A 21239-nucleotide genomic window follows, 5' to 3' on the forward strand; every position below is an offset into this window, starting at 1 on the left:
ACTCCTCAGGAGGGGGAAGGGCGGGGGGTCGGGGCACGGGCCAGCGCGAGCGCCAGCGTGAGGGAGAGCAGCGGCAGAAAGGACCCGAAGGCCGAGTTGGGATAGAAGGTGTCGGTGGTGATGGCCGTGAGCCACAGCGCCGCGAGCAGGTGGGTGCCCACCCCGGCCGCGTGGGTTCCGGCCCGCCGCAGCCGCGCGAACAGCAGCCCGAAGAGCAACCCCAGCACGGTCAGGCCCGCCAGCCCCGTCTCGTAGAGCACCTGCAGGGGCAGCAGGTGGGCGTAGGCCCCCAGGTTGCCCACCCCCGACCCGAAGCCGCTGCCGATCAGCAGCCGCAGCGGCTCGGCCGCGAGGGCCTGCAGGTACGCCGCCCAGATGTCGGTACGGCCCGCGAGGTTCCCCGCCTCGGTGGCCTCCAGCAGGGTGGATTGCCGCGAGACGAGGTCGCCGAGTTCCGCGCCCAGCCAGGGACTCGCGGCCACGGCCCCGGCGGCGAGCACCGTGAGGGCCACGGTCGCCAGGACGGGCGTGCGGAACCCCTGCAGCAGCACGAACAGCGCCGCCCCCGCGAAACCTGCCCGTGACCCCGACAGGAAGGAAGCCACCAGGATGCCCCCCAGCACCCAGGGAGTCCAGCGCCCCGGCCGCAGCAGCAGCGCCAGAGCACCGCCCAGCAGGACCATCGCCGCGACGTGCCCGTGGTTGTACCCGATGGCCCCCAGCCCCTGCTCGTAGTGGCGGTAAAAGCCTTCCCACGGCCCGGCCACCCCCTGCCCGCGCGGCAGCACCTGCCCCAGCGCCTCCGGCACGGCGGGCGAGAAGGTGGTCCACACCACGCCCCCCACCATCAGCCCGAAGGACAGCAGCGCGGCCGTGCCCCAGCGCCGCCGGGTGCCCGCGAAGGCCGGGTCGGTCAGCGGCAGCCGCGACACCAGCCAGAAGGCGGCGAGCGTCTGCGCCAGCTTGTACAGTTGAAAGAGGCCGAAGGGCAGGGCGGCGCCTAGCCCGGGGTCACGCAGCACCAGCAGCAGCGCGAAGGAGAGCAGGGACAGGCCCCCGACAAGCAGCAGCGCCTGCCACACCGCTCGGTGCCCCGGCGCGGGCGGGCGGCGGTAGAGCAGCCCCAGTCCCAGTGCTGCCCACAGCAGCAGATCGGCGAGGCTGGGCCACAGCGCCCAGCTCGGCCCGGCGGCGAGGAGGGGCGGGCCGAACCACTGCACGAACACATAGGTCCCCAGCAGCGCGGCAACCGCCCGCTCCAGCAGCGAGGCGAGCAGGGGCACCGGGTCGGCCCGCCGGGAGCTGGGCAAGCTCAGACTCATGGAGATCGGCACTCTGCCTGCCGCGCGGCCTGCGTGTAGAACGCCAGCAGTTCCCGCGAGGTCCGCGCGACATCGAAGTCGGGCGCCTCCGGCACTGCCCGGCCCCGCGCGAGGGCGCGGGCGACCGCGTCGGCCCAGGCCGCCTCCCCGGCCCCCAGACCCAGCACCTCGACCGTCTCCAGCTGCATTCGGCGGTCCAGCGGCACCCCGTCCGACACCACCGCCGGGAGTCCCGCCGCTTGAGCCTCCAGCAGCGCGAGGCTGAGGCCCTCGTGGGTGGAGGGAAAGACGAAGGCGTCCATCGCCCACAGCAGCCGGGGCACGTCGGGCCGCGAACCGACGAGGTGGACGCGCTCCGAGAATCCCAGCTCGCGCACCCGCGCCTCGGTGCGGGGCCGCTCCCCCCCGTCCCCCACGAGGAGCAGCTGCGCGGGGCCATGCCGCTGCAGGTACGCCGCGAACACGTCCAGCAGGAAGAGGTGGTTTTTCTGGGGCCGGAACTGGCCCACGTGGCCGATCACCGGTTCGCCCGGGGGCAGTCCCAGCTCGCGGCGGATAGTCCCGGCCTCCCCCCGTGCCGCCCGCACCGCGTCCAGATCGACCCCCAGGGTGACCAGCCGGGTGCCGCGCTCCTGCCAGCGCGGACCGAAAAGGGCGGCGGCCGCTTCCTCGCTCACCGCGAGGCGGTGGGTCACGCCCGCCCCCAGCGCGGCGCCCATCGCCCGCAGGTACAGGCGGCGGCCCTGCCCGGCGGCCGCGTCCCCGCGCCGGGAATCCAGGTGGCTCGTCGCCACCCGCACCGGCACCCCGGCCAGCCGCGCCGCGAGCAGCGCGAGGCCCCCGAAATGGTGGATATGGCTGTGAACCACGTCGTAGGGACCGTGCTCGCGCAGGTGCCGCCGCAGCGCGGCCACGAAGGCGAGCGGCCGCCGGGTGGAGGGGGCGTGAAAGACCCGGCCCCCCAGCCCCCACACCAGCCGGTCGAGGTCCCCGGGCCGGGGACCGGGCGAGGCCACCAGCACGTCCATGCGGGCCTCGGCGGGGGGAAGGTGTGCCAGCAGGTTGACCAGCCAGCTCTCGATGCCGCCCCGGTCCAGCGTGCCGGTGAGGTGCAGGATGCGCAGGGGGCGGTGGGGGGTAAGGGTCGGGGGTTGGGTCATAGGTCTCCTGGAGGCGAGGCACTCGCCGCAGGCCCGGCCCGCAACGCTCCCGCCACGATCAGCCCGCTGCCCACGAGCTGCGCTCCGGCCCCGATCAGCCCGGCGTAGGCCGCCCCGATCACGCCGTGGGGGGGAATCAGCCACGCGCAGGCCAGTGCCAGAATCACGGTTACGGCCCCGAAGAGGGGAAGCTGTTCGCGGAAGCGCCGCGCCGCCGTCACCGCGAAGCCCGCGCAGGAGGCGAGGTAACTCAGCGCCCCGCCCAGCGTGAGCCACACGAACGCGCGGCCCTCGGCGGCGTAGTCGGGGCCATACAGCAGGCCCAGCAGCGGTCCTCCGGCCACCAGCGCCAGCAGCATGAGGCCCGCCCCGAAGAGGGCCGCCGCCCCCGTGAGTCCCAGCGTGAGCCGCACGAAGCCCGCCCGCTCGCCCGCGGCGAACAGTTGCGAGAGCCGGGTGGTGAGCGCGGTGCCCAGGGCCACCACGACGATGCTGCCTGCCGCCGTGACGTGGCTCAGGGCCGAGAACACTCCGACCGCCGCGCTGCCGTGCGCGTGTTCCAGAAAGAGCCGGGGCAGCGTGGTACCGAACGACACCAGTCCCATCACCAGCCCCAGCGGCAACGCGAGCCGGGGCAGGTCGGCCGGGATGTGCCGGGTCCACCAGCCCCCCGGCGCCAGCCGCCGCGCAAGCGGAAGGTCATGAAAAACCAGCACAGCCAGCCCTGCTGCGGCGATCCCGGCCGCGCCCAGGGTCACGCTCCCGGTCGCCGCGAACAGGGCCGCGAGCAGCCCCAGGCCCAGCACCCCGCGCAGCAGGCCAGACCGCGACACCCAGTCCAGCCGTTCCTGGCGCTGCATCAGCCCGTAGGTCACGTCGCTCAGGCCCTCCAGCGCCTTGGCCAGCCCCAGCCACAGGACCACGCCCGCCACCTGCGGATACAGCGCCGCCAGCCCCACCGTGACGAGCAGCAGCAGCAGCATGGTCAGCGCCCGCAGGCTGAAATACTCCCCGAAGGGCCGGGCCTCGCCCGCGTCGGTGGCCTGCACGCTGCGCAGTTGCAGCCCCAGCAGCAGGAAGAGGGGATTGACCAGCCCCAGCCCCAGGGTGTACTGCCCGACCGCCTCCGGGCTGCCCAGCCGCGCGAGCAGCGCCACGGTGGCCCACTGGGCCGCCGCGTATGCCCCCTGGCCCAGCAGGGTCCAGGCCATCCCCGCCCGCAAGCCCACCCGGCGCTGGGGAGCCGCTGGGGCGGGGGAGACCGGAGGGGGGGGAGGCGGCGAGGTCGGCATGGGCAGGTCGGTGCAAGATACCCTGACCTCACCGGGAGAGGTGGAAGGGGGGCCGCCGACACGCCCCGGTGCCCCCCCCGGCTATAGTGCCCCTGTGCGCCGCCGCTGGCTGACCGGAACTGTGCTGCTGGCCCTGGCCGTGGGCGGGGGCGGGGGCGGCTACCTGTACCTCACCCACGAGCGGGTCTCGGCGGTTGGGCACGTCGTGTACCACGAACTCGATGGCGACGGCCTCCCGCCCCCACCGGGCGTCCTCGACGACCCCGTCTTCGCGGACCTGCCGCCCCCCGACCCGGACCGTCCCGTCTCGCTGGGCCGCTACCTGCCCCCGGACCCCGCAGAACCCAGGGCGGCAGCGGCGTCAGAGCCTCAGCCGGACCCCGACCCCGAACCCCAACCGGAGCCGCCGCCGTCCGCCCAGCCGTCCAGGGACCCGGCGCCCAAGCCCGTACCCTCCCCGGCGCGGGAAGAGGCGCCAGCTCCCGAGCGTGCCCCGACCCCTGAGCCGACTCCGGCGCAGAAGCCCGCTGCGCCCCCTCCGCCCGCGCCGGAGCCTGAACCCGCCCCGCCATCGGCCCCGCGCCCCGCCCCGGCGCCCGCTCCCGCGGCCCCGGTGGCTTCCTCCCCCCACCCCGCCCGGCTCCGGCGGCCCCCGCGCCCCCGGTCGCGCCCCGCTGGTTCAGCGACCGGCTGGAGACGACGGCGCGGCTGCACCTCCTGCTGATCGGGACCGACCAGGAGGAACTGGGCAGCGGCCGGGGCGACGTGCTGCTGGTGCTGACCCTCGATCCGGTTGCGCGGCAGCTGACGTTGCTCAGCGTGCCGCGCGACACGCGGGTCAACCTGCCGGGGCACGGCACCGTCAAGATCAACGCGGCCTACGCCCACGGCGGCGCCCGGTTGCAAACCGAGGCCATCGAACGCTTTCTGGGTCTGCCGATGGACAAGTACGTGGAGATCAGCCTGGGAGGCTTTCGCCGCGCCATCGACGAGGTCGGCGGGGTGACGGTCAACCCGCCTTTCGCCTTCACGCTGGACGGCCAGAGCTTCACGCCGGGTCCGGTGCGGCTCAGCGGCGAGCAGGCCCTCGCCTACGCCCGGATGCGCAAGCAAGACCCGCGCGGCGACCTGGGGCGCAACGCCCGGCAGCAGGAGGTCGTCCGCAGCCTGATGGCCGAACTCGGAGAGCGCTCGACGGGCGAACTCCAGACCCTGCTTGAGCGCCTCCAGGGTGACCTCCGCACCAACTTCTCGCCCACCGAGGTCGTGCGGCTGCGGACCCGGCACAGCTACCTCACCGAGCGGCCGCAGACCGAGACGGTGCGCGGGGTAAACCGCAAGATCGGGGGCGTGTGGTACTACGTGGTTTCCGACGCCGAGCGCCGCCGGTTGCACCTGGAGCTGCGCTAGGCTCAGCGCCCGCCCAGCCGGTAGGCCACGACCTGCAACGGGGCGAGCTGGCCGCTGACCTGCGAGCCCCGCCGGGTCAGGGCCGATCCCTGGCCTGCCAGAACCTGCCAGCCTCCCGGCACCCCGGACAGCGAGACGCGGACAGTCTGCGCCTTGGTCCGGCTGTTGTTCAGCGCGAGCAGGAAGTTCCCGCCGCGCCCCCGCAGCAGCACGACCACCGGGCGCCCCGCGTTCCCGTCGCTGAGTTCCTGGCGTTCGCCGTCGAGCAGGGCGGGCGAGAGCTGGGCGATCTCGCCCGCCAGCGTCCCGGCGGCCCGCCACAGCCGGGGCTCGCGGCCCAGGTCCACCTCGCGCGAGCGGTAGGCGTAATACACGATGCCCTTGACCCCCGCCATCAGCGCCTGATAGGTCATGTTGCGCAGCTCGGTCTCGCTGGGCAGCGGCTGACCCCCCCACGCGAAGGTCTGGAGGTTGGCGACCGGCACGCTGCGCCGCGCCAGAGCGCTCGCCACCGCCGAGCGCATCACCCGGTAGGTCACCGCGATGTCGTCATTGCCGACCGGGTAGCTCTGGTTGCCCACCATGTCGGATACGCCGAAATAGGCCGTCTCGGGACGGTCATAGCCCACCGACAGGCTGATGTAGGTCAACTTCTCCGGGGACAGGGCCTTGAACTGGGCGTGTCGGCGCCGGACCTCCTCGGGCTTGACGAGGGCGTTGCTATCGTCCGCGAGCTTGAAGCCCAGCACCGCCGGGTGGTGCCCCACCCGTTTCACGGCGGCGTCGCCCAGGCCGTAGCTCAGCACGTACACCCCGCTGCGCTGCGCGGCGTTCAGGGTCTGCTCGAAGTCGCTCACGTCGCGGTCGTTGATGGGTTCGGTCACCATCAGGTTGAAACCCGCCTCGCTCAGCCGCCGCAGGTCCTCGCGCCGCCCATCTATGGTGCCGCCCCCCGCCCAAGACACGTGGTAGAAGCCCAGCGGAAAGAAAGGCCGTCCTTCCACCAGCACGGTGCCGTCGGCGCGGTGGCCGATCTCGGTGGAGGGCCGGGCCAGCAGCGTGGGGTCGGGGGCCAGCCGCACGGGGGCAGCAGGAACCTGCTGGCGGTGCGGGCCGGCGAACTGCGCCACCAGCGCGCAACCACTGACCGTGCCCACCAGCAGCCCGGACGCGAGCAGACGTTTCCACATGGCTGCCACCTTAAGGTCACTTCATGAGCCGGGGTGAGACGGTGGGGGTGGTGTGGGGCGGCCGCCCCGCCTCTCACAGCGCGAGCCGCACGGCCCCCTGTGAGAGATGGAGCACCCCCCGGAACCATCGGGAAGGCGGTAAACGCTGGCAGACTTTTCAAACAGCCGCTCAGAGCGTGGTGCAATCAAGCATCGGCCCCAAGGAGGCGGTGGTGTTCCGCGGTGGTTGGCCGAGCGGACCGGCAAAGCGGCGCAGCCGGGCGAGCGAAGTGAAGGAGAGCCTTGGGCGTTCGGGGAGGCACCTGGGGCGCCGTTTCCTGGAGACCGTCCTTCTATGCTCTGGCCGACAACCCGAGGTTGCCACCCTCTGTCCTCTGCTGTGAGGCGTGAGGCCCTGTTGAAACAGCCGCTCAGAGGTCGCGCACCGCCGCGGGGTCGATCACGCCCCGCCCCAGCAAGCGCAGGGCCGCGAGGTTGCCCCGCAGCCGCTCGCGGCGGTCGGTGGCCGCGTGGGTGATTCGCAACCGGCGGTCGATGCCCAGCAGACTCAGCACGTTGAGCCCCAGCGACAGCCCGATCAGCCGCAGGCATTCGGTGCCCGGAATGGCCCGCTTGCTTGCCCAGAGGTACACCGGATTCATGACCTGCGCGAAACCCAGCCGCGTTTCCGACATGCGGCCCGAGGGGGTGCTGAGGTGAATCAGGCGCGCGCCGCTGTAATCCACCGTCTGGCCCCACCGCGAGAGCCGTGAGCCGAAGTCGAGGTCTTCCAGATAGGCGTACAGGGCGAGGCGCTCGTCGAAGCGGGTTGACTGGGCCGGGGCTGTGCGGGCCACCATGTTGCAGCCGTACAGGCCCAGCCGGGGGCGCACCGGGGGCGGCGGGGCAGACCATGTCCGCAGCACCTCCCGCGCCCGCTCGCGCGGCAGCAACCCTTCCTCGGCCCGGTCGAGAATCGGCACGGCACTGAAGCCCGCCACGCCAGGGTGGGTGACCAGAAAGCCCTCGGTCCGGCGCAGGTAATCTTGTGCCAGTTCCACGTCGTCGTCGAGAAAGACCACCGCCTCCGACTGTGGGGAGAGGTGGTCGAGGGCGTGGTTGCGCTGCCGGGGAATGCCGGGAGCCGAGAAGAGCAGCCGCAGGTCCGGCCGCTCCCGCACGCCCTGCGGCAGGTCTGCCTCCCCCGTCACCACGAGGAGAAGTTCGTCCGGGGCGCGGGTCTGGCGGTCCAGCGACGCCAGCGTTCCGGCCAGGATGGTCGGGCGGCCCTTGCTGACGATAACGACCGAGAGAAACATCGCGCTCCTTGAGTGCCGGGAATGGGGAAAGGCGCGGCCAGTCTAGCCCTTCCCGGCGCAGGAGTCCGCCGAACCTGGGCGTCCCGGGCGGGGGTCCCCGCTGCTTCCTGGCCGAAAGTCCCGCATAGACGGAGGCGAAGCACACCTGAAGGACCTTCGCCTTCGGGCTTATGCTTCAATGCGGCAGCCGGTCCCGCAGCGCCCCGTACAGATAGGTCCCCAGCAGCGCGAAAGTCAGCACGATCAGGATGGGCCACACCCCGGCGCCCAGCAGCACGAAGATTGGCCCCGGACACAGGCCCACCAGTCCCCAGCCCACCCCGAAGGTCAGGCCGCCCAGCACGTAGCGCCGCCAGCCCGGCTCCTTGGGGGTCACGGTGATCGCCTGTCCCTCACGGCTGCGGACCCCGAAGTGCCGCAAGAGCGCCGTGGTGACCATCGCCGTCAGCACCGCCGAGCCGATCAACCCGAACATGTGAAAGGCCTCGAAGCGGAACATCTCCTGAATGCGGTACCAGCTCGCCGCCTCCGACTTGACGAGGACCACCCCGAAGTACAGCCCGGCCAGCAGGTAGGCCAGCAGCCCGGTCGCGGCGTGGGTGGTGGAGGAAGGCCCGGTGTGGACGCCGGGAATGGGCCGGACCGTCACAGGATCACCCCGAGGAGGACAGGCAGCAGCAGGTTCGCGCTGAGGATGCCCCCCACAAAAAAGGACACCGTGGCGATCAGCGAGGGGCCTTGCAGGGTCGAGAGTCCCGTGATCGCGTGCCCGGAGGTGCAGCCGCCGCCGTAGCGGGTCCCGAAGCCCACCAGCAGGCCGGAAAAGGCCAGCAAGAGCCACGCGCCGGGGTTGGACAGGTCGGTCAGCTCGGCGGGCACCAGGCCGGGCCGCACCTCTACGCCCAGCGCCTGCACCGACGCCACGCCAGCGGCACTCAGGCGGGCGGGGTCCGGATCGGCGAGGAGTCCGCCCGCCACAAAGCCGCCCAGCACCAGCCCGGCGGCGAAGGTCAGGTTCCAGCGTTCCCTCCGCCAGTCGTAGCGAAAGAAGCCGGGCTTGACGGACTCGGGCAGCAGGATCGCGCAGGCGTGGCGCAGGTTCGAGGAGAGGCCGAACGATTTGTTGCCCAGCCACAGCAGCAGCGGCACCGTCAGGCCGATCAGGGGGCCGCCCACGTACCAGGGCCAGGGCGAGCGCAGGAAGCCGAGCAGTTCAGTCATTGGGGCAACCTCGGAAGCATCAGAAGAAGCGGAGCAGAAGGCGGGCCGCGAGAGCCGGGGGCGGCGCAGTCGCGGCCGGGGGGAGGGGGGAACGTCAGCGGGGCACGTGCGCTCCTGTGCTTGGGGGCGGGGGCAGCACCCTGGGCACGTTGGTGGCGAGCACGTACACGCCCATCACGATCAGAAACGCGGCGAAGCCTTTTCGCAGGCCCTCGTTGGACACCTTCCGGCTCACCCGTGCCCCCAGGAAACTGCCCGCCACTCCGATGGCGGTGAACATCAGGATCAGGTTCCAGTGCATGGACAGGTTTTGCTCGGCCAGCACGGTCACGTACTTGGCAAAGCCCGCGAAGCTCTTGGCGGCGATGATCAGCAGGCTGGTCCCCACCGCGAGGCTCATGGGCAGTCCGCCCAGCAGCACGAGCGCGGGGATGATCAGAAAGCCCCCGCCCACGCCCACCAGCCCGGTCAGCACACCGACGCCCAGCCCTTCCGCTCCGATCTTGAGGGGAGAGCGCGGGGGGACCGCTTGGCCTTCCGGCTGGGCTTTCGGGGGCCGGCACATCATCACGGCGGCGAGCAGCATCACAGCCGCGAAGAGCAGCAACTGCACCACGCCGCTGAGGTACACGCTCAGGGCAGCGCCCAGGTACGTGCCCACGACTCCGGGAACGCCGAACCACAGCACCGAGCGCCAGTCGATCTGCCGTTTCAGCGCGTAGGGAGCGGCGCCCATCAGGCTGATGCCGCCCACGATGGCGAGCGACTCGGCAATCGCCAGCTTCTCCGGCTCGCCCACGAGGTAGACGAGCACGGGCACCGTCAGGATCGAGCCGCCCGACCCCAGCAGGCCGAGGCTCAGCCCGATCAGGGCGGCACCGATCCAGGCGAAGATCATGGCTGCTCGCCGCCCCGAATCTCGCGGCCCTCGCGCACCCAGGCGGCGGTGCCCCCGGAGAGGTTCATCAGCCCGGTCTTGCCCTGGGAGGCGAGGTAAGCCGCTGCTTGCGAGGAACGGTTCCCGCTCGCGCAGATCAGGACGGTGTTCGGCCCGATCTCGCTTTCCCGCCCGACCAGTTCACTCAGGGGCAGGTTGGCGGCACCGGGGATATGTCCCTGGATGTACTCGTTGCGCTCCCGCACGTCCACGAGGCGGGCGCCCCCACGCTGCTTGCTTTCCAGTTCCGTGGTGAAGAGGTCCTGGTAGGTCATGGCCAGCTCCTTTCAGCAGAAGCGGAGGCGGTCCCAGGGACGCCACCTCCACTGGGTAAACGTCAGACGGTCTCGTGCTGCGCCTTCGCCCAGGCCTCGTAGCCCCCGGCGAGTTCCAGCACGTCGAAGCCCTCGGCCCGCAGCAGGCTGGCGGCGGCGGCGCTCCTGGCCCCGCCCTGGCAGTGCACGACGATCTCGCGGTCACGCGGCAGGGTGTCCAGCCGCCAGGGGAGGCGTCCGGCGTGGAGTTGCCGGGCACCGGGAATATGGCCCGCCTCGTACTCGGTCTTCGCCCGCACGTCGAGGATCAGCGCGTCCGGGTGCGAACCGAGCTTGGCCGCGGGGATAGGCTGCGCGGGAACCGTGTCCAGACCCTGGGCGCTGGGCAGAAAGCCCGTCACGCGGTCCAGCCCCACCATCCAGAGCTGGCGGCGCAGGGCCTCGGCCCGGTCGGCGGGGGCCAGCAGGATCAGCTCGCGCTCCGGGGTCAGCAGCCAGCCCGCCCACGTCTCCAGCGTGCCGCCGTCGGGGATGTTCACGCTGCCCACGGGCGCCCCGGCCTGATGCTCCTCCCTGGGTCGGGTGTCGATCAGGCGGGCACCGGCAGCCAGCCGCGCCTTCACGTCCTGGGCGCTCAGCTCGGCCAAGGGCTGCACCTCCCCCAGCAGGGCGGGGCCGTCGCGGTTGTCCAGCTTCATGCGGCCGTAGTACAGCGGGGCGTCGGGCTGGCCCGCGAGGAGTTCCTGCGTGAAGCCTTCCTCGTCTCCCGCCTCCACCAGCCGACCCCACCAGCTCAGCGCCCGCTCGTAGCCGACGGTGGTCGTGGGTACCGCGCCCAGGGCCTTGCCGCAGGCACTTCCCGCCCCGTGACCGGGCCACACCTGCACGTAATCGGGCAGGGTCAAGAACTTGTCGCGCAACGAGGCGAACATCTGCCTCGCGCCGATAAAGCGGGTGTCCTGACCCCCCGCCGCCTCGTCGAGCAGGTCCGGGCGGCCCAGATCGCCCACGAACACGAAGTCGCCGGTCAGGATCATGCTGGGTGCGTCGCCACGGGGAGTATCCGTGATCAGGAAGCTCAGGTGTTCAGGCGTGTGGCCCGGGGTATGCAGGGCCTGAATGCGGACGTTGCCCACCATGAACGTGTCGCTGTCACGCAGCTTGACCCGGTTGCCGTCGTCGTAGGTGTACTGCCACCCCGCACCGCCCTCGTCGGAGAGCAGCAGCTTCGCTCCGGTGGCCTTCGCCAGCTCGCGACTGCCCGACAGGTAGTCGGCGTGGATGTGCGTCTCGGTGACATGCGTGACGCGCAGCTTCTGGCCCTGCGCCTCGGCGAGGTACGGCGAGATGTCGCGGACCGGGTCGACCACCAGGCATTCGCCGGTCTTCTGGCAGCCGATCATGTAGGACGCCTGCGCGAGGTCCGTGTCGTAGAAGCGTTTGAAGTACATGGATGTCCTCCTGACCTGCCCGCACCGTATATCCCCCCCTGGTATCCCGTCAAGTACCCCCTGGGGGTATCTGGCCGGTCCGGTTCAGCGCTCGGCACCTCCGCCCCGCTGCCCGACGCTGGGCAGGGGCTTGGCCCGGCGCGTGGTTCAGCGGCCGGAGGCGGACCGTCCCGTCTGCGGCTGACTGGCCGACCCCCACGGGGCTGCTTCTCGGTTCCGCCCGGAATGTGCCCCCTGGGCTGGCCCTTGCTACCCTGGGGGGGTATATTAGGTCTGATCTCTCGGTTCCGGTCCTCGCTGTCCTTTCCCCTCGCCAAGGAGTCCCATGACCCCCACCCCTGCTCCCCTGAGCGCCACTGACGAGAAGGTCCTCAACCGCCTGCGCCGCATCGAGGGCCAGGTGCGCGGCCTGCAGCGCATGATCGAAGAGGGCCGCGACTGCCACGACATCCTGACCCTGCTGTCAGGCATTCGCAGCGCGCTCGACGCCACGGGTGACACGATTCTGGAGCAGTACGCCTCGGGCTGCCGTGCCCATCCGGGCGAGACCATCACCCCGCAGGACGTGGTACGGGCGGTCAAGCTGTTGCGGGGCTGAGGGAGGACCACGCCGGATCAGCGCCTGCCGGTTATCAGGGGGCAGGCGCTGTTCTCGTTCCTGGGAGCGCAGAAGCCCGGTGAAGGTGCGGCAGGCCCACGCCTCATGGCCGCTCGCCGTACAGTGACCCCATGACCACCACCCTGACCCGCGTGCCCCTGCTGATCGGGGGCGAGACCGTCATGACCGCGCAAACCGACCGGGTGACCCACCCCTACACCGGGGAGGCGCTCTACGACGTGGCCCGCGCCGGGGAAGCCGAACTGCGCCGGGCGCTCGATCTCGCGGGGGAGGCGTTCCGCGAATACCGCCGCTGGCCCGCGCACCGCCGCTCGGGCGGCCTGCGCCGGGCCTCCGCGCTGCTGGCCGAACGGGCCGACCTCTTCGCCCGGACCATCGCCGCCGAGGCGGGCAAGCCGCTCAAGGCCTCGCGGGTCGAGGTCGCCCGCAGCGTGGAGAACCTGTCCTTCGCCGCCGACGAGGCGCTGCGGCTGTCGGGCGAGGGGATTCCGCTGGACGCCAGCCGCTTCGGGGAGGGCCGGATGGGCTTTACCCGCCGCGAGCCGCGCGGGATCATCGCGGCGATCAGCCCCTTCAACTTCCCGCTGAACCTCGCGCTGCACAAGGTCGGCCCGGCGCTCGCGGGCGGCAACGTGGTGATTCTCAAGCCCGCGCCCCAGACGCCCCTCACCGCCAACCTGCTGGCCGAGCTGCTGCGCGATGCCGGATTCCCGCCCGGCGCGGTCAGCGTGCTGCACGGCGGCGCGGAGTTGGGCGCGGCGTTGACCTCGGCGCCGGAGATCTCGCTGGTGACCTTTACCGGCAGTCCCGGCGTGGGCGAGAGCATCAAGCGCGGCAGCGGCCTCAAGCCCGTCGTGCTGGAACTGGGCAACAACAGCGCCAACCTCGTGGACGCCGAGAGCGACGTGGAGGGGGCCGCGCGGGCGCTCGCCGCCGTCTCCTTCGCCTATCAGGGGCAGGTGTGCATCCACCCCCAGCGCCTGATCGTCCACGAGGCCGCCTATGACCGCTTCCGCGAGGTCTTTCTGGAGGCCAGCCGGTCGCTGGTGTGCGGCGACCCCCTCGACGAGGCGACCGACGTGGGACCGCTGATCGGGGCGGCGGCGCTGGAGCGGCTGGGAGGCTGGATCGAGGAGGCGCAGTCCCTCGGGGGCCGCCTGCTGCTGGGCGGCACCCCCCAGGGTAATATCCTGCCCCCCACCGTGCTGGAGGACGTGCCCGAACACGCGCACCTCGTCGCGGAGGAGGCCTTCGGCCCGGTGGTCGTCCTCTCCCGCGCCGCGAGCTGGTCGGAGGCCATCGCCGCCGCCAACCGCAGCCGCTACGGCCTCCAGACGGGCGTGTTCACCACCAACCTTCAGCACGCGCTGGAAGCCGCCCGCGACATCGAGGCGGGCGGGGTGATCGTGAACGACCCCAGCACCTTCCGGGTGGACCAGATGCCCTACGGCGGCATCAAAGACAGCGGCTTCGGCCGCGAGGGTGCCCGCGCCTCGGTCGAGGAACTCACCTACGTCAAGACCGTGGTGCTGCGCTAGAGGCCCTGGGAGCCGCGCTGGGCGGGGGTCAATGGGGGTGGTCGGCCTTAAACGTGACTTAATGGACTTTCTGAAAAACCTCGTGCCAGCCGACGTTTCAGGTTTTGTGGCTGGAGGAAATGCGTGCTGGAGGGCCTGGACGCTGAATACCCCCCCCTTTCGCCTTCCAGCACATATGTCATGCTGCACGCCATGACGAAGAAGACGACGAAGGCAGCGGCCAGCAAGAAGTCCGAAGGCACCACCAGCCGTGGTGGCAACGGCGGCGCGACCCGTGGCCGCAGCGGCAACGCCGAGGCTGGCAGCGAGCGCACCGGCAAGGTCGCCAAGACCCAGCTCGTGGAGCAGGTCGCCGAGAAGACCGGCCTGACCAAGAAGCAGAGCGAGGAAGCCGTCAGCGCCATGCTCGACGTGGTCGTGGACGCCATCCGCAGCGGCCAGAGCGTGGGCCTGCCCGGCCTGGGCACCCTGAGCGTCAAGGCCACCGCTGCCCGCACCGGCGTGCGCCCCGGCACCTCCGAGAAGATCCAGATCCCCGCGGGCAAGAAGGTGGCCTTCAAGGTCGCCAGCACCCTCAAGGGCAACCTGTAAGCTTTTTCCTCTGACCGGGCCGTCCCCTACGTGGGGGCGGCTTTTTTTGGGTCGTCAGCCGGGACGGTCGCGTAGAGTTCCCCTATGGCGCAGTTCTGGGACGAGACGGCCCGTGACCTCCTCGCGCGGACGGCGAGCGGCGACCCCACGCCGGGGGGCGGAGCGGCGGCGGCAGTGGCGGCGGCCTTCGGGGTCGCGCTGATGGAGATGGTGCTGAACATCGCCCTGGAGCGGTCCTGGCGCGAGGAGGCGCACCCGGAGCGCCGCGCCCTGCTGCCCTGGCTGGCCGGGCAGCGCGAGCACCTCCAGACGCTGGGGCAGGCCGACGCGCGGGCCTTCGGGCGCTTCGTGGAGGCTGCCCGACAGCCGGACGAGACGCCGGAACAGGCCGCCGAGCGGGAGGCCGCGCTGGAAGACGCCGCCCGCCGCGCCGCCGGAGTGCCCCTCGACCTCGCGCAGACTGGGGTGCGGGTGCTGGAGCGGGCGGCCGAAGCGCTTTCGCTCTCGCCCACGCTGGTCGTCAGCGACGTGGGCGCGGGGGCGGGCCTCCTTGCCGGGGCGGTGGACGCCGCCCGCGTGACCGTGGAGGCCAACCTCTCTCGGCTGCCCGACACTGAAGCTCAGGCCCTGCGCGAGGAAACTGCCGCCCTGGCCCGACGCGCCCGCGAACTGGCGGACGGAGTGCTGGAGGAGGCGTTGGAGCGGATGGGAGAGCGGGCGGGGAGTTAGCCCTGGACCTCCACCGTTACGGGCAGCTCACACGCCGTGATCTCTCCGTGCGGTGACACGGACAGCACGCGGCGCTCGGCCAGCGTCCACAGCGCCCGGTGAATCGCCATCTCGGCGGCGGGGTCGCCGGAGGGGGCGAGGCGGTCGAGCAGCCCCGTATAGCGCACCGCCTCAGCCTGACCGCCCGCCCAGGGGGTCGAATCGGCCAGCAGCGTGAGCACCCGCCGCTGCTCGGGCGTCTCGCCCTGCGCGATCAGGGCGGTCCTGGCCCGCGCCATCGCCACCCGCGCCTCCCGCTCGCGGCGGCGTTGGGCCAGCGCGGCGGCCACCTCGTCGGGAACGGACACGCCGGGGCGGGTGTGGCGGCGTTCGATGAGGCGTTCCAGATGCTCGTCGGCGCGGGCGCGGGCGCTGCCGCCGAGGTCCCCGGCGCGGGCCTTCAGGCGGCTGGCGGTGTCCTGCACGCGCGGGTCGTGTCGCAGGGACTCGGCGGCGCGGCGGGCGGCCTCGCCCACACTGGCCGCCTCCTGCCGGGCCACGTTGCGGAGGATGGAGCGCAGTTTCATGCGGTCAGGTACGGGGGAAAGGGGACAGAGGTTCCAGCCAGGCTCACTCCTTCTCCACCACCTCCACCCGCTGCGCCTGTCCCTGCGCGGGCGGGAGTCCCGACGCCGACTCCACGCGGGGGGCGGGGGCCGTGTAGGTGCCGGGGGCCAGCGCCCGCAGGCGGTAGCGCACGGTGGTCACGCCCGCCGGGAGGCGTTCGAGGTAGAAGACCGCCCGGTCGTCATACAGCGAGCGGTCGGCCCACGCCGCAGCCGTCTGCCCCGCGCTCGCCACCGCGCCGGGAAAGGCGAAGGGGCGGTCGTCCACCGCCTCCAGCCCGCCGGGAAGGGGATCGGTGAGGCGCAGGTGGCGCAGGGCGACCGGGGTCCGCAGGGTCAGGGTCACCGTGACCAGCCCGTCGCGCTCCACCCGTGAGCGGTCGTAGCGCCGCTCCACGACGATGGGGGAGAGGGCGGCGGGTTTGCTCCCCGCCGTCCGGGCGTCGAGTTCGGCCCGGTAGGCGAGGGGACCGTTCGCGGTGAGGCCCAAGGGCGATGCTGCCCCACTCGACGGCAGCGACAGCCGCACGGGTGGGCCGAGGGTGAGGTCGCGCGTGAAGTTGGCCTGCGTGACGGTCACGCGGGTAGTCGGGCGGCGTGTCTCTCCCGCCACTGCTTCCCGCAAGGCCCCCAGCGCGGCGGCGGTGGCGAGTGGTCCCTCCCATGCGCCTCCTGTGCGGCGGTCCAGCAGCGTCCGCAGGAGGAGCGGCGCGTCCGCCGTCTGCCCCAGCGCCTGCGCGGCGTCGAGCAGGTGCGCGGTGGCGGTCACGTCGTCCGCGAGGAGGAGGCCGCCGTCGGGAGTGCGCTCCGCCTGTGCCCGCGCTGCCCGGTAGAGGGAAAGGGCCGCCGCCCGTGCCCCCGCCGCCGGGGAGGGGGCGAGCGCGGCGGCGAGCTGAGCCTGTACCCCCGCCTCCCGCACACCGCCGGAGCGGGCCAAGCTCAGCGCCGGAGCCATGTCCCCAGCGAGGGCGAGGGCCGAGGCGAGGTGGGCGCGGTCCCCGGCGCTCGCCTTTCCAAGCAGGCCCCGCGCCGCGTCCACGGCGCCGCGCAGGGTGGCCGCGTCGGTCAGGCCCGCGCCCTTGGCTCCCACCAGCGCGGTTAGGGCGTGCGCCGTCTGCTCGCCGGTCACCGGACCCTGGGCAGTCCAGCTCCAGCCCGCGCCGTTCTCGCCCCCGAATTGCCGCAGCGCCAGCAGCGTGGCGAGGTCGCGCCGCGCCTGCGAGAGCGCCCGCTCGCGCACGTCCGGCCAGCCCAGCGGTCCCGCCAGCCCCACGAGGTCGAGGTTGGCCCGCAGCCGGGCGGCGACCGCGTCGGTGGTGATCCAGCGCTGGGTGGGGTCGGCAAGGTAGGCGTCCAGGTCGGCCAGTGCCGCTTGCAGGGGGGTGGCCGCCAGGGTGAGGGTCAGGGCCTCGGCCTGCTCGCCGGAGGGCACCCCGAAGTCCACCGTTCGCGTGCTTGCCGTCGTCAGTGTCCCCTCGCGGGTCAGGCGGGTGCGCGGCCCGGCCGGGCGCAGCGGCAGGGTCAGGCGCAGGGCGTCGGCCTTGCCGCTGGAGGAGGTCGCCCGCGCCTCCAGCGGGAGCTTCTGGCCCGATGCCGGGGCCTGCAACGGGAACCGCGCCACCGCGTCCCCGCCGTTCAGGGTCAGGGCGCGGGTCAGCACGTCGGTGCCCACCGTCAGGGCGACCTGGGCAGCTTTCGCCCCCGTGCGGTCCTGCACGCCCAGGTACGCGCTGCCCACATCCCCCTGGGTCAGCACGCGCGGCCCGGTCAGGCGCACGGCGAAGGGGAGGGCCGCCGTGATTCCAGCGCGGGTGTCCCCGGCCCCGCCCGACCCGGTGAAGGCGCGGGCGGTGATCCGGTAGCGGCCCAGCGCCTCGGGCAGCTTCACCTTGACCTGGGCGCGGCCATCCGCCCCGGTCTGCACGGCCCCGAAATAGGCGACCTCGCGCAGGTCCTGCCGCAGTGGAGCGCCGTTCTGGTCCGCCCCGCCGCCCCCACCCCCATCGGCGGGCGCCCCGGCGCTGGAGCGCACCTCCACGCGGGGGTAGGTGGCGCCCCACAGGAAGCGCCACGGGTCGGGGCTGGGATCGGGAGCCACGGCGTAGACGGCCTCGTTGACCACCGCCAGCGTGACCAGGGCGCTCGCCCCCTTGCCCCCGGCGCGGGTGTCCACGCTCAGGGTGACCTCCTCGCCGGGGCGGGCCTGCGGAACCGAGGGCTTCACCGTCACCGCGAGCTGACGGTCGGAACGCGGCACGTACAGCAGCGGCGTCCCGGCCCGCACGCTCTCGGCCCCGGCCACCGCCGTCGCCTGCACGGTGAAGCCCGGCGAGAGGTCGGGGGTGACCTTCCAGGTCAGGGTCTGGGTCCGGCCCGTCACGCGCACCGTGCGGGTGGTCAGGCGGCCCTCGGCGGCGGCGGTCAGGCGCACCGGGGTGCCCACCGGGAGGGTGGTCCGCAGGGTCAGGCGGGCCGTGTCGCCCACCCCGTAGGTGTCGCGGTCGGGGTCCAGCGCCAGCGTGAAGCGCACGCCGGGGGCCTGGGTGGACGGCTCCGGCACGTAGCCCAGGCTCACGTTGGAGCGGGTGACCCGCCCCGCCGCGTCCCTCGCCTCCAGCCGCAGGGTGTAGCTGCCGGACCCGGTCGCGGGCGCCGTGACCGTCAGCGTGCCGCCCGCCCCGCTGCGGAGGGTCTGCGTCTGCACGGTGGCCTGCCGTTCGCGGTACTCGATGCGCCCGCCCTGGGCCACCCGCTCCTGCCAGACCCGTACCACCGTGGCGGTCACCGCGCGGCCGGGCAGGGGCGTGCCCGGTCCCACTGCCCGCACGCGCAGGGTGGCACTTGCCCGGCCCCCCGTCAGCCTGGGCCAGCGCAGCAGCTCCAGCCGCAACCCCGCCGGATGCACCGTGACGGGCACGCTCGCCAGCACGTCGCGCCCGTACTCGTCGCGGGCGCGGACGATGACCACGTGGTCGCGGGGGCGGCCGTTCGGGGCCGTGAGGGGCAGGTTCACCGTGCCGGTCCCCTGCCGGGTCTGGAGTCGGGCGGCGGGGGCGCGGTCCTGGGGCACGGTCAGGAAGGCCGAACTGCGCCACGTGTCCGGCGAAATCCATTCGAAGTCGGGCCGCCCGCTGATTCCCGGCACCGCCCCCGGCCACAGTTCCGACTGGTCCGACCCGCCCAGCAACGTAAACTCGACGGGCACGTTGGCCCCGCCCCCCTCGTACCGCTCCGCCCGCGCGGTGACGGGCACGCTGGCCCCGGTCACGACCTCGCGCGGCGCGGTCATGTCCAGCGTGAACTGCGGCTTGACGAAGGCCTGCACCCGTACGGGCACCGAACTCACGTCGGGGAGGGGCTTCGGGTTGGCCGGGCTGGGCGCAGCGGGCAACTCGGCCTCAAGGCGGTACTCGCCTGTACGGACCCCCTCGGGCAGCGGGAAGGAGAAGCGGGCGAGGCCGGAAGCGTTCGCGGTCACGCGGGCCTGCGCGAGGACGTCCCCTGGCCCCGACACCAGCCGCACGGTCAGCGCTCCGCGCCAGGGGGTGCGGGTTCCCGCGCCCAGCGAGCGCGTGACGGCCAGCCCCTGCAGCGTCTCGCCGGGGCGGTAGACCGGTTTATCGGTCTGGAGGTAGGCCCGCGCCCGCTCCGGCGTTCCTGCCCCCAGGCCGTAGTCGTCCACGCCGAGCACGGCCCGGTGCGTGGCCCCGCCCAGCGTGACCCGCCCGCGCAGCCACAGGCGCTCGCCGTCCCGCAGCCCTAGGCGGGCAAAGCCCCGCGCGTCGGTCGTGACCGGAGCCAGCACCCGCGCCGGGCGGTAGCGCCAGGCCCCCTCCCGCCGCTGCTCCTCCTCGTTCGGCGGGCGCAGGGCCACCGCATCCAGCCGCACGCCGGACAGGGGGGCGCCCGTGTCCAGCCGGGTCGCCCAGACCTCCACCCCGGTCGGCGTGGTGAGGGTGGTCAGGGCGAGGTCGGTGACCTGCAACACGGCGGTCGCCAGCGGTTTGGAGGGCGCGTCCGCCCGCGCCGTCGCCACGAGGTACAGCCCCGGCACGAGCCGTCCCAGGTCGACCTCGGTGCGTTCGCCGCTCGCCTTGACGGTCAGCGTCCGCACCGCCGAACCCGTCACCCGAGGTGGGGGAGTCGGGTTCAGCCCCGCCCCGTCCAACCGCGCGGCGTCCAGCGGCAGCACCCGCACCTGCCACGCGGTCACCCGGCCCTCCGCCCTCTCCAGGTTGCGGGTCAGGATCAGTGAAGCCGCCTGTCCGCTCGGCTGCGGCGATATGTAGCCGAAGTAGCTCTCGCGCCCGATGAGGTTGACCCCCGTGTCCGTGTAGGCCACCGTCCCCGCGCGGGCGTACAGCACCCGGTCACCCGCCAGCACGGCCAGCACGGGTTTCTCCCCAGGTCGCCCCTCCCGCCGCTCGATGGGCGCGAGCGGCGTGCCGGAGGGGAGGGTCTGCACGGGGGTGCCCCCCAGGTCCGGGCTGGCGTACAGGGGCGTCGGCGCGACGGTGCGCTCGGCCCCCGCACCCCCCAGCAGCAGGCAGAGGGTCAGCAGGCCGGAGCGCAGCCGGAAGGGGGTGCGGGAGGACATGGCTCAGCGTACTGCGGAGCCTGACCGGGTGCGGCCCTTTATCCGCCCAGCGCCGCCCGCGCCTGGTTGCGGAAGCGCAGCAACTCCTTGCTCTGCGGGTCGATCTTGAGCGCCTGCACGGTGTACTTCAGCGTCTTGTCGTGGTCGCCCGACTGGCTCCAGGCCTCGAACGCCTCCTGCCGGTAGAGGTAGTACAGGGTAGGCACCCCCAGGTTCGCCGCCCGCGCGAAGTTGTCGGCGGCGGCCTTGACAAAGCCCAGTCGCAGGTTCGCCTTGCCCAGCCCCCACCAGTTGTAGGGGTCGTTCGGGCGGGCCTTGACGTTGCTCTCCCCGATGCGCCGCAGGAGCTGCCAGTTTCCGGCGGCGCTGAAGCTTTCGCCCAGGGCGGCGCGGACCTCGCCCTCCCGTGCGGGTGGGTACGTCACCATGTACTCGCCGTTGTAGTAGTGCCACAGGTCCATCAGCTCGGCCTGGGTCAGCCACAGCCGCGCCCCGCGCAGGGGGTCGGAGGTCAGAAACCGGCCTCCCTCGTACCCATACACCGTGCGGAAGTGGGCCACCGCGCTGCCCGGCCGCAGCCGCTGCTGCACCACCACCGGAAAGCCGCGCCGCAGCAGCTCGCGCAGCAGTTCGGGCGTGCCCGCGTACCGGATCACACTCCGCAGCCCAAAGCGCCCCAGATAGTTCGCCAGCTCCACGCTGGTGACCTGCGGGTCACTCGCCGAGTCCTTGAGGGCGTTCGCCGCTTGTGCCTGCGTCAGGCGGGTGCCGTAGTAGCCCGCAATCGTCATCGCCGTGACCGGGCCGCAGTTGTCCCGGCCCTGCGGTTCGTGACGAATGTTCTTCAGCGTGACCTGGGCGGAGGCCGCGCCTCCCAGGGTCAGGGCGGTCAGGACGGAAAGAAGAAGTCGCCTCGACATGGTTCAGTGTGCGGGGTCCGCTCCCCGAGCAAGCCCCGGCTGGATAAATGGGGCTTGCCCCTTTTCCCCTTGCAGGAGGTACCC

General features: G+C 72.7%; 19 protein-coding genes. 6 read left to right on the top strand and 13 right to left on the bottom strand.

The features are described 5' to 3' along the window. Positions 1-5: 5 nt before the first annotated feature. The 3 genes from C3K08_RS16765 to C3K08_RS16775 are packed head-to-tail and all read right to left on the bottom strand — an operon-like array spanning position 6 to position 3774. Positions 6-1322, bottom strand: a complete 1317-nt coding sequence (locus tag C3K08_RS16765) for an O-antigen ligase family protein (protein ID WP_104992581.1) — start codon at positions 1320-1322, stop codon at positions 6-8. Then, entirely contained in the window at positions 1319-2482 is a 1164-nt protein-coding gene (locus C3K08_RS16770; protein WP_104992582.1) for a glycosyltransferase, read from the bottom strand. Before C3K08_RS16770 ends, C3K08_RS16765 begins: the two co-directional genes overlap by 4 nt. Then, positions 2479-3774 carry a lipopolysaccharide biosynthesis protein gene (locus C3K08_RS16775; RefSeq protein ID WP_158680048.1) on the bottom strand — a complete coding sequence of 432 codons (1296 nt, stop codon included), beginning with the start codon at positions 3772-3774 and terminating at the stop codon, positions 2479-2481. The genes C3K08_RS16770 and C3K08_RS16775 overlap by 4 nt, the downstream gene beginning before the upstream one ends. A 94-nt stretch (positions 3775-3868) precedes the next feature. On the opposite strand from C3K08_RS16775, the gene C3K08_RS18690 reads away from it, so the two are divergent. Both C3K08_RS18690 and C3K08_RS18695 read left to right on the top strand, forming a co-directional pair. Continuing rightward, positions 3869-4498, top strand: a complete 630-nt coding sequence (locus C3K08_RS18690; RefSeq protein WP_234009270.1) for a hypothetical protein — start codon at positions 3869-3871, stop codon at positions 4496-4498. Between the two features lie 41 nt (positions 4499-4539). Then, on the top strand, positions 4540-5184 hold the full coding sequence (locus C3K08_RS18695; protein WP_234009271.1) for an LCP family protein: 645 nt from the start codon (positions 4540-4542) through the stop codon (positions 5182-5184). 2 nt (positions 5185-5186) lie between these two features. Here C3K08_RS18695 and C3K08_RS16785 read toward each other — a convergent pair whose 3' ends face one another. From C3K08_RS16785 to C3K08_RS16815, 7 genes are all read right to left on the bottom strand, one after another. Then, entirely contained in the window at positions 5187-6374 is a 1188-nt protein-coding gene (locus tag C3K08_RS16785) for a hypothetical protein (RefSeq protein WP_104992585.1), read from the bottom strand. A 410-nt stretch (positions 6375-6784) separates the two neighbouring features. After that, on the bottom strand, positions 6785-7672 hold the full coding sequence (locus C3K08_RS16790) for a glycosyltransferase family 2 protein (protein ID WP_104992586.1): 888 nt from the start codon (positions 7670-7672) through the stop codon (positions 6785-6787). A 175-nt stretch (positions 7673-7847) separates the two neighbouring features. After that, a complete protein-coding gene (locus C3K08_RS16795; RefSeq protein ID WP_104992587.1) occupies positions 7848-8321 on the bottom strand; it encodes a DUF6691 family protein in 474 nt (157 codons plus the stop codon). Further along, a complete protein-coding gene (locus C3K08_RS16800) occupies positions 8318-8893 on the bottom strand; it encodes a YeeE/YedE family protein (RefSeq protein WP_104992588.1) in 576 nt (191 codons plus the stop codon). The genes C3K08_RS16795 and C3K08_RS16800 overlap by 4 nt, the downstream gene beginning before the upstream one ends. A 94-nt stretch (positions 8894-8987) precedes the next feature. Next, positions 8988-9791 carry a sulfite exporter TauE/SafE family protein gene (locus C3K08_RS16805; protein WP_104992589.1) on the bottom strand — a complete coding sequence of 268 codons (804 nt, stop codon included), beginning with the start codon at positions 9789-9791 and terminating at the stop codon, positions 8988-8990. Further along, a complete protein-coding gene (locus tag C3K08_RS16810) occupies positions 9788-10105 on the bottom strand; it encodes a rhodanese-like domain-containing protein (RefSeq protein WP_104992590.1) in 318 nt (105 codons plus the stop codon). Before C3K08_RS16810 ends, C3K08_RS16805 begins: the two co-directional genes overlap by 4 nt. 62 nt (positions 10106-10167) lie before the next feature. Then, positions 10168-11556, bottom strand: a complete 1389-nt coding sequence (locus C3K08_RS16815; protein WP_104992591.1) for a rhodanese-like domain-containing protein — start codon at positions 11554-11556, stop codon at positions 10168-10170. A 325-nt stretch (positions 11557-11881) separates the two neighbouring features. Here C3K08_RS16815 and C3K08_RS16820 point away from each other — a divergent pair, with 325 nt between their 5' ends. The 4 genes from C3K08_RS16820 (at position 11882) to C3K08_RS16835 (ending at position 15033) form a co-directional block, all read left to right on the top strand. Further along, positions 11882-12154, top strand: a complete 273-nt coding sequence (locus tag C3K08_RS16820) for a metal-sensitive transcriptional regulator (protein WP_104992592.1) — start codon at positions 11882-11884, stop codon at positions 12152-12154. A 131-nt stretch (positions 12155-12285) separates the two neighbouring features. Continuing rightward, positions 12286-13713, top strand: a complete 1428-nt coding sequence (locus tag C3K08_RS16825; RefSeq protein WP_104992593.1) for an aldehyde dehydrogenase family protein — start codon at positions 12286-12288, stop codon at positions 13711-13713. Between the two features lie 192 nt (positions 13714-13905). Continuing rightward, complete coding sequence (locus tag C3K08_RS16830) at positions 13906-14304, top strand: HU family DNA-binding protein (protein ID WP_369848627.1); 399 nt, start codon at positions 13906-13908, stop codon at positions 14302-14304. 84 nt (positions 14305-14388) lie between these two features. Continuing rightward, complete coding sequence (locus C3K08_RS16835) at positions 14389-15033, top strand: cyclodeaminase/cyclohydrolase family protein (RefSeq protein ID WP_104992595.1); 645 nt, start codon at positions 14389-14391, stop codon at positions 15031-15033. Here the strand turns inward: C3K08_RS16835 and C3K08_RS16840 are convergent. The 3 genes from C3K08_RS16840 to C3K08_RS16850 are packed head-to-tail and all read right to left on the bottom strand — an operon-like array spanning position 15030 to position 21155. Next, positions 15030-15599 (bottom strand): hypothetical protein, encoded by a 570-nt coding sequence (locus C3K08_RS16840; RefSeq protein WP_104992596.1) that lies wholly within the window; start codon positions 15597-15599, stop codon positions 15030-15032. The genes C3K08_RS16835 and C3K08_RS16840 overlap by 4 nt on opposite strands. 43 nt (positions 15600-15642) lie before the next feature. Next, complete coding sequence (locus C3K08_RS16845; RefSeq protein ID WP_104992597.1) at positions 15643-20235, bottom strand: MG2 domain-containing protein; 4593 nt, start codon at positions 20233-20235, stop codon at positions 15643-15645. Positions 20236-20273: 38 nt separating this feature from the next. Then, a complete protein-coding gene (locus C3K08_RS16850; RefSeq protein ID WP_104992598.1) occupies positions 20274-21155 on the bottom strand; it encodes a C39 family peptidase in 882 nt (293 codons plus the stop codon). Positions 21156-21239 lie beyond the last annotated feature (84 nt).

The organism is Deinococcus sp. NW-56 (assembly GCF_002953415.1).
Taxonomy (GTDB): domain Bacteria; phylum Deinococcota; class Deinococci; order Deinococcales; family Deinococcaceae; genus Deinococcus.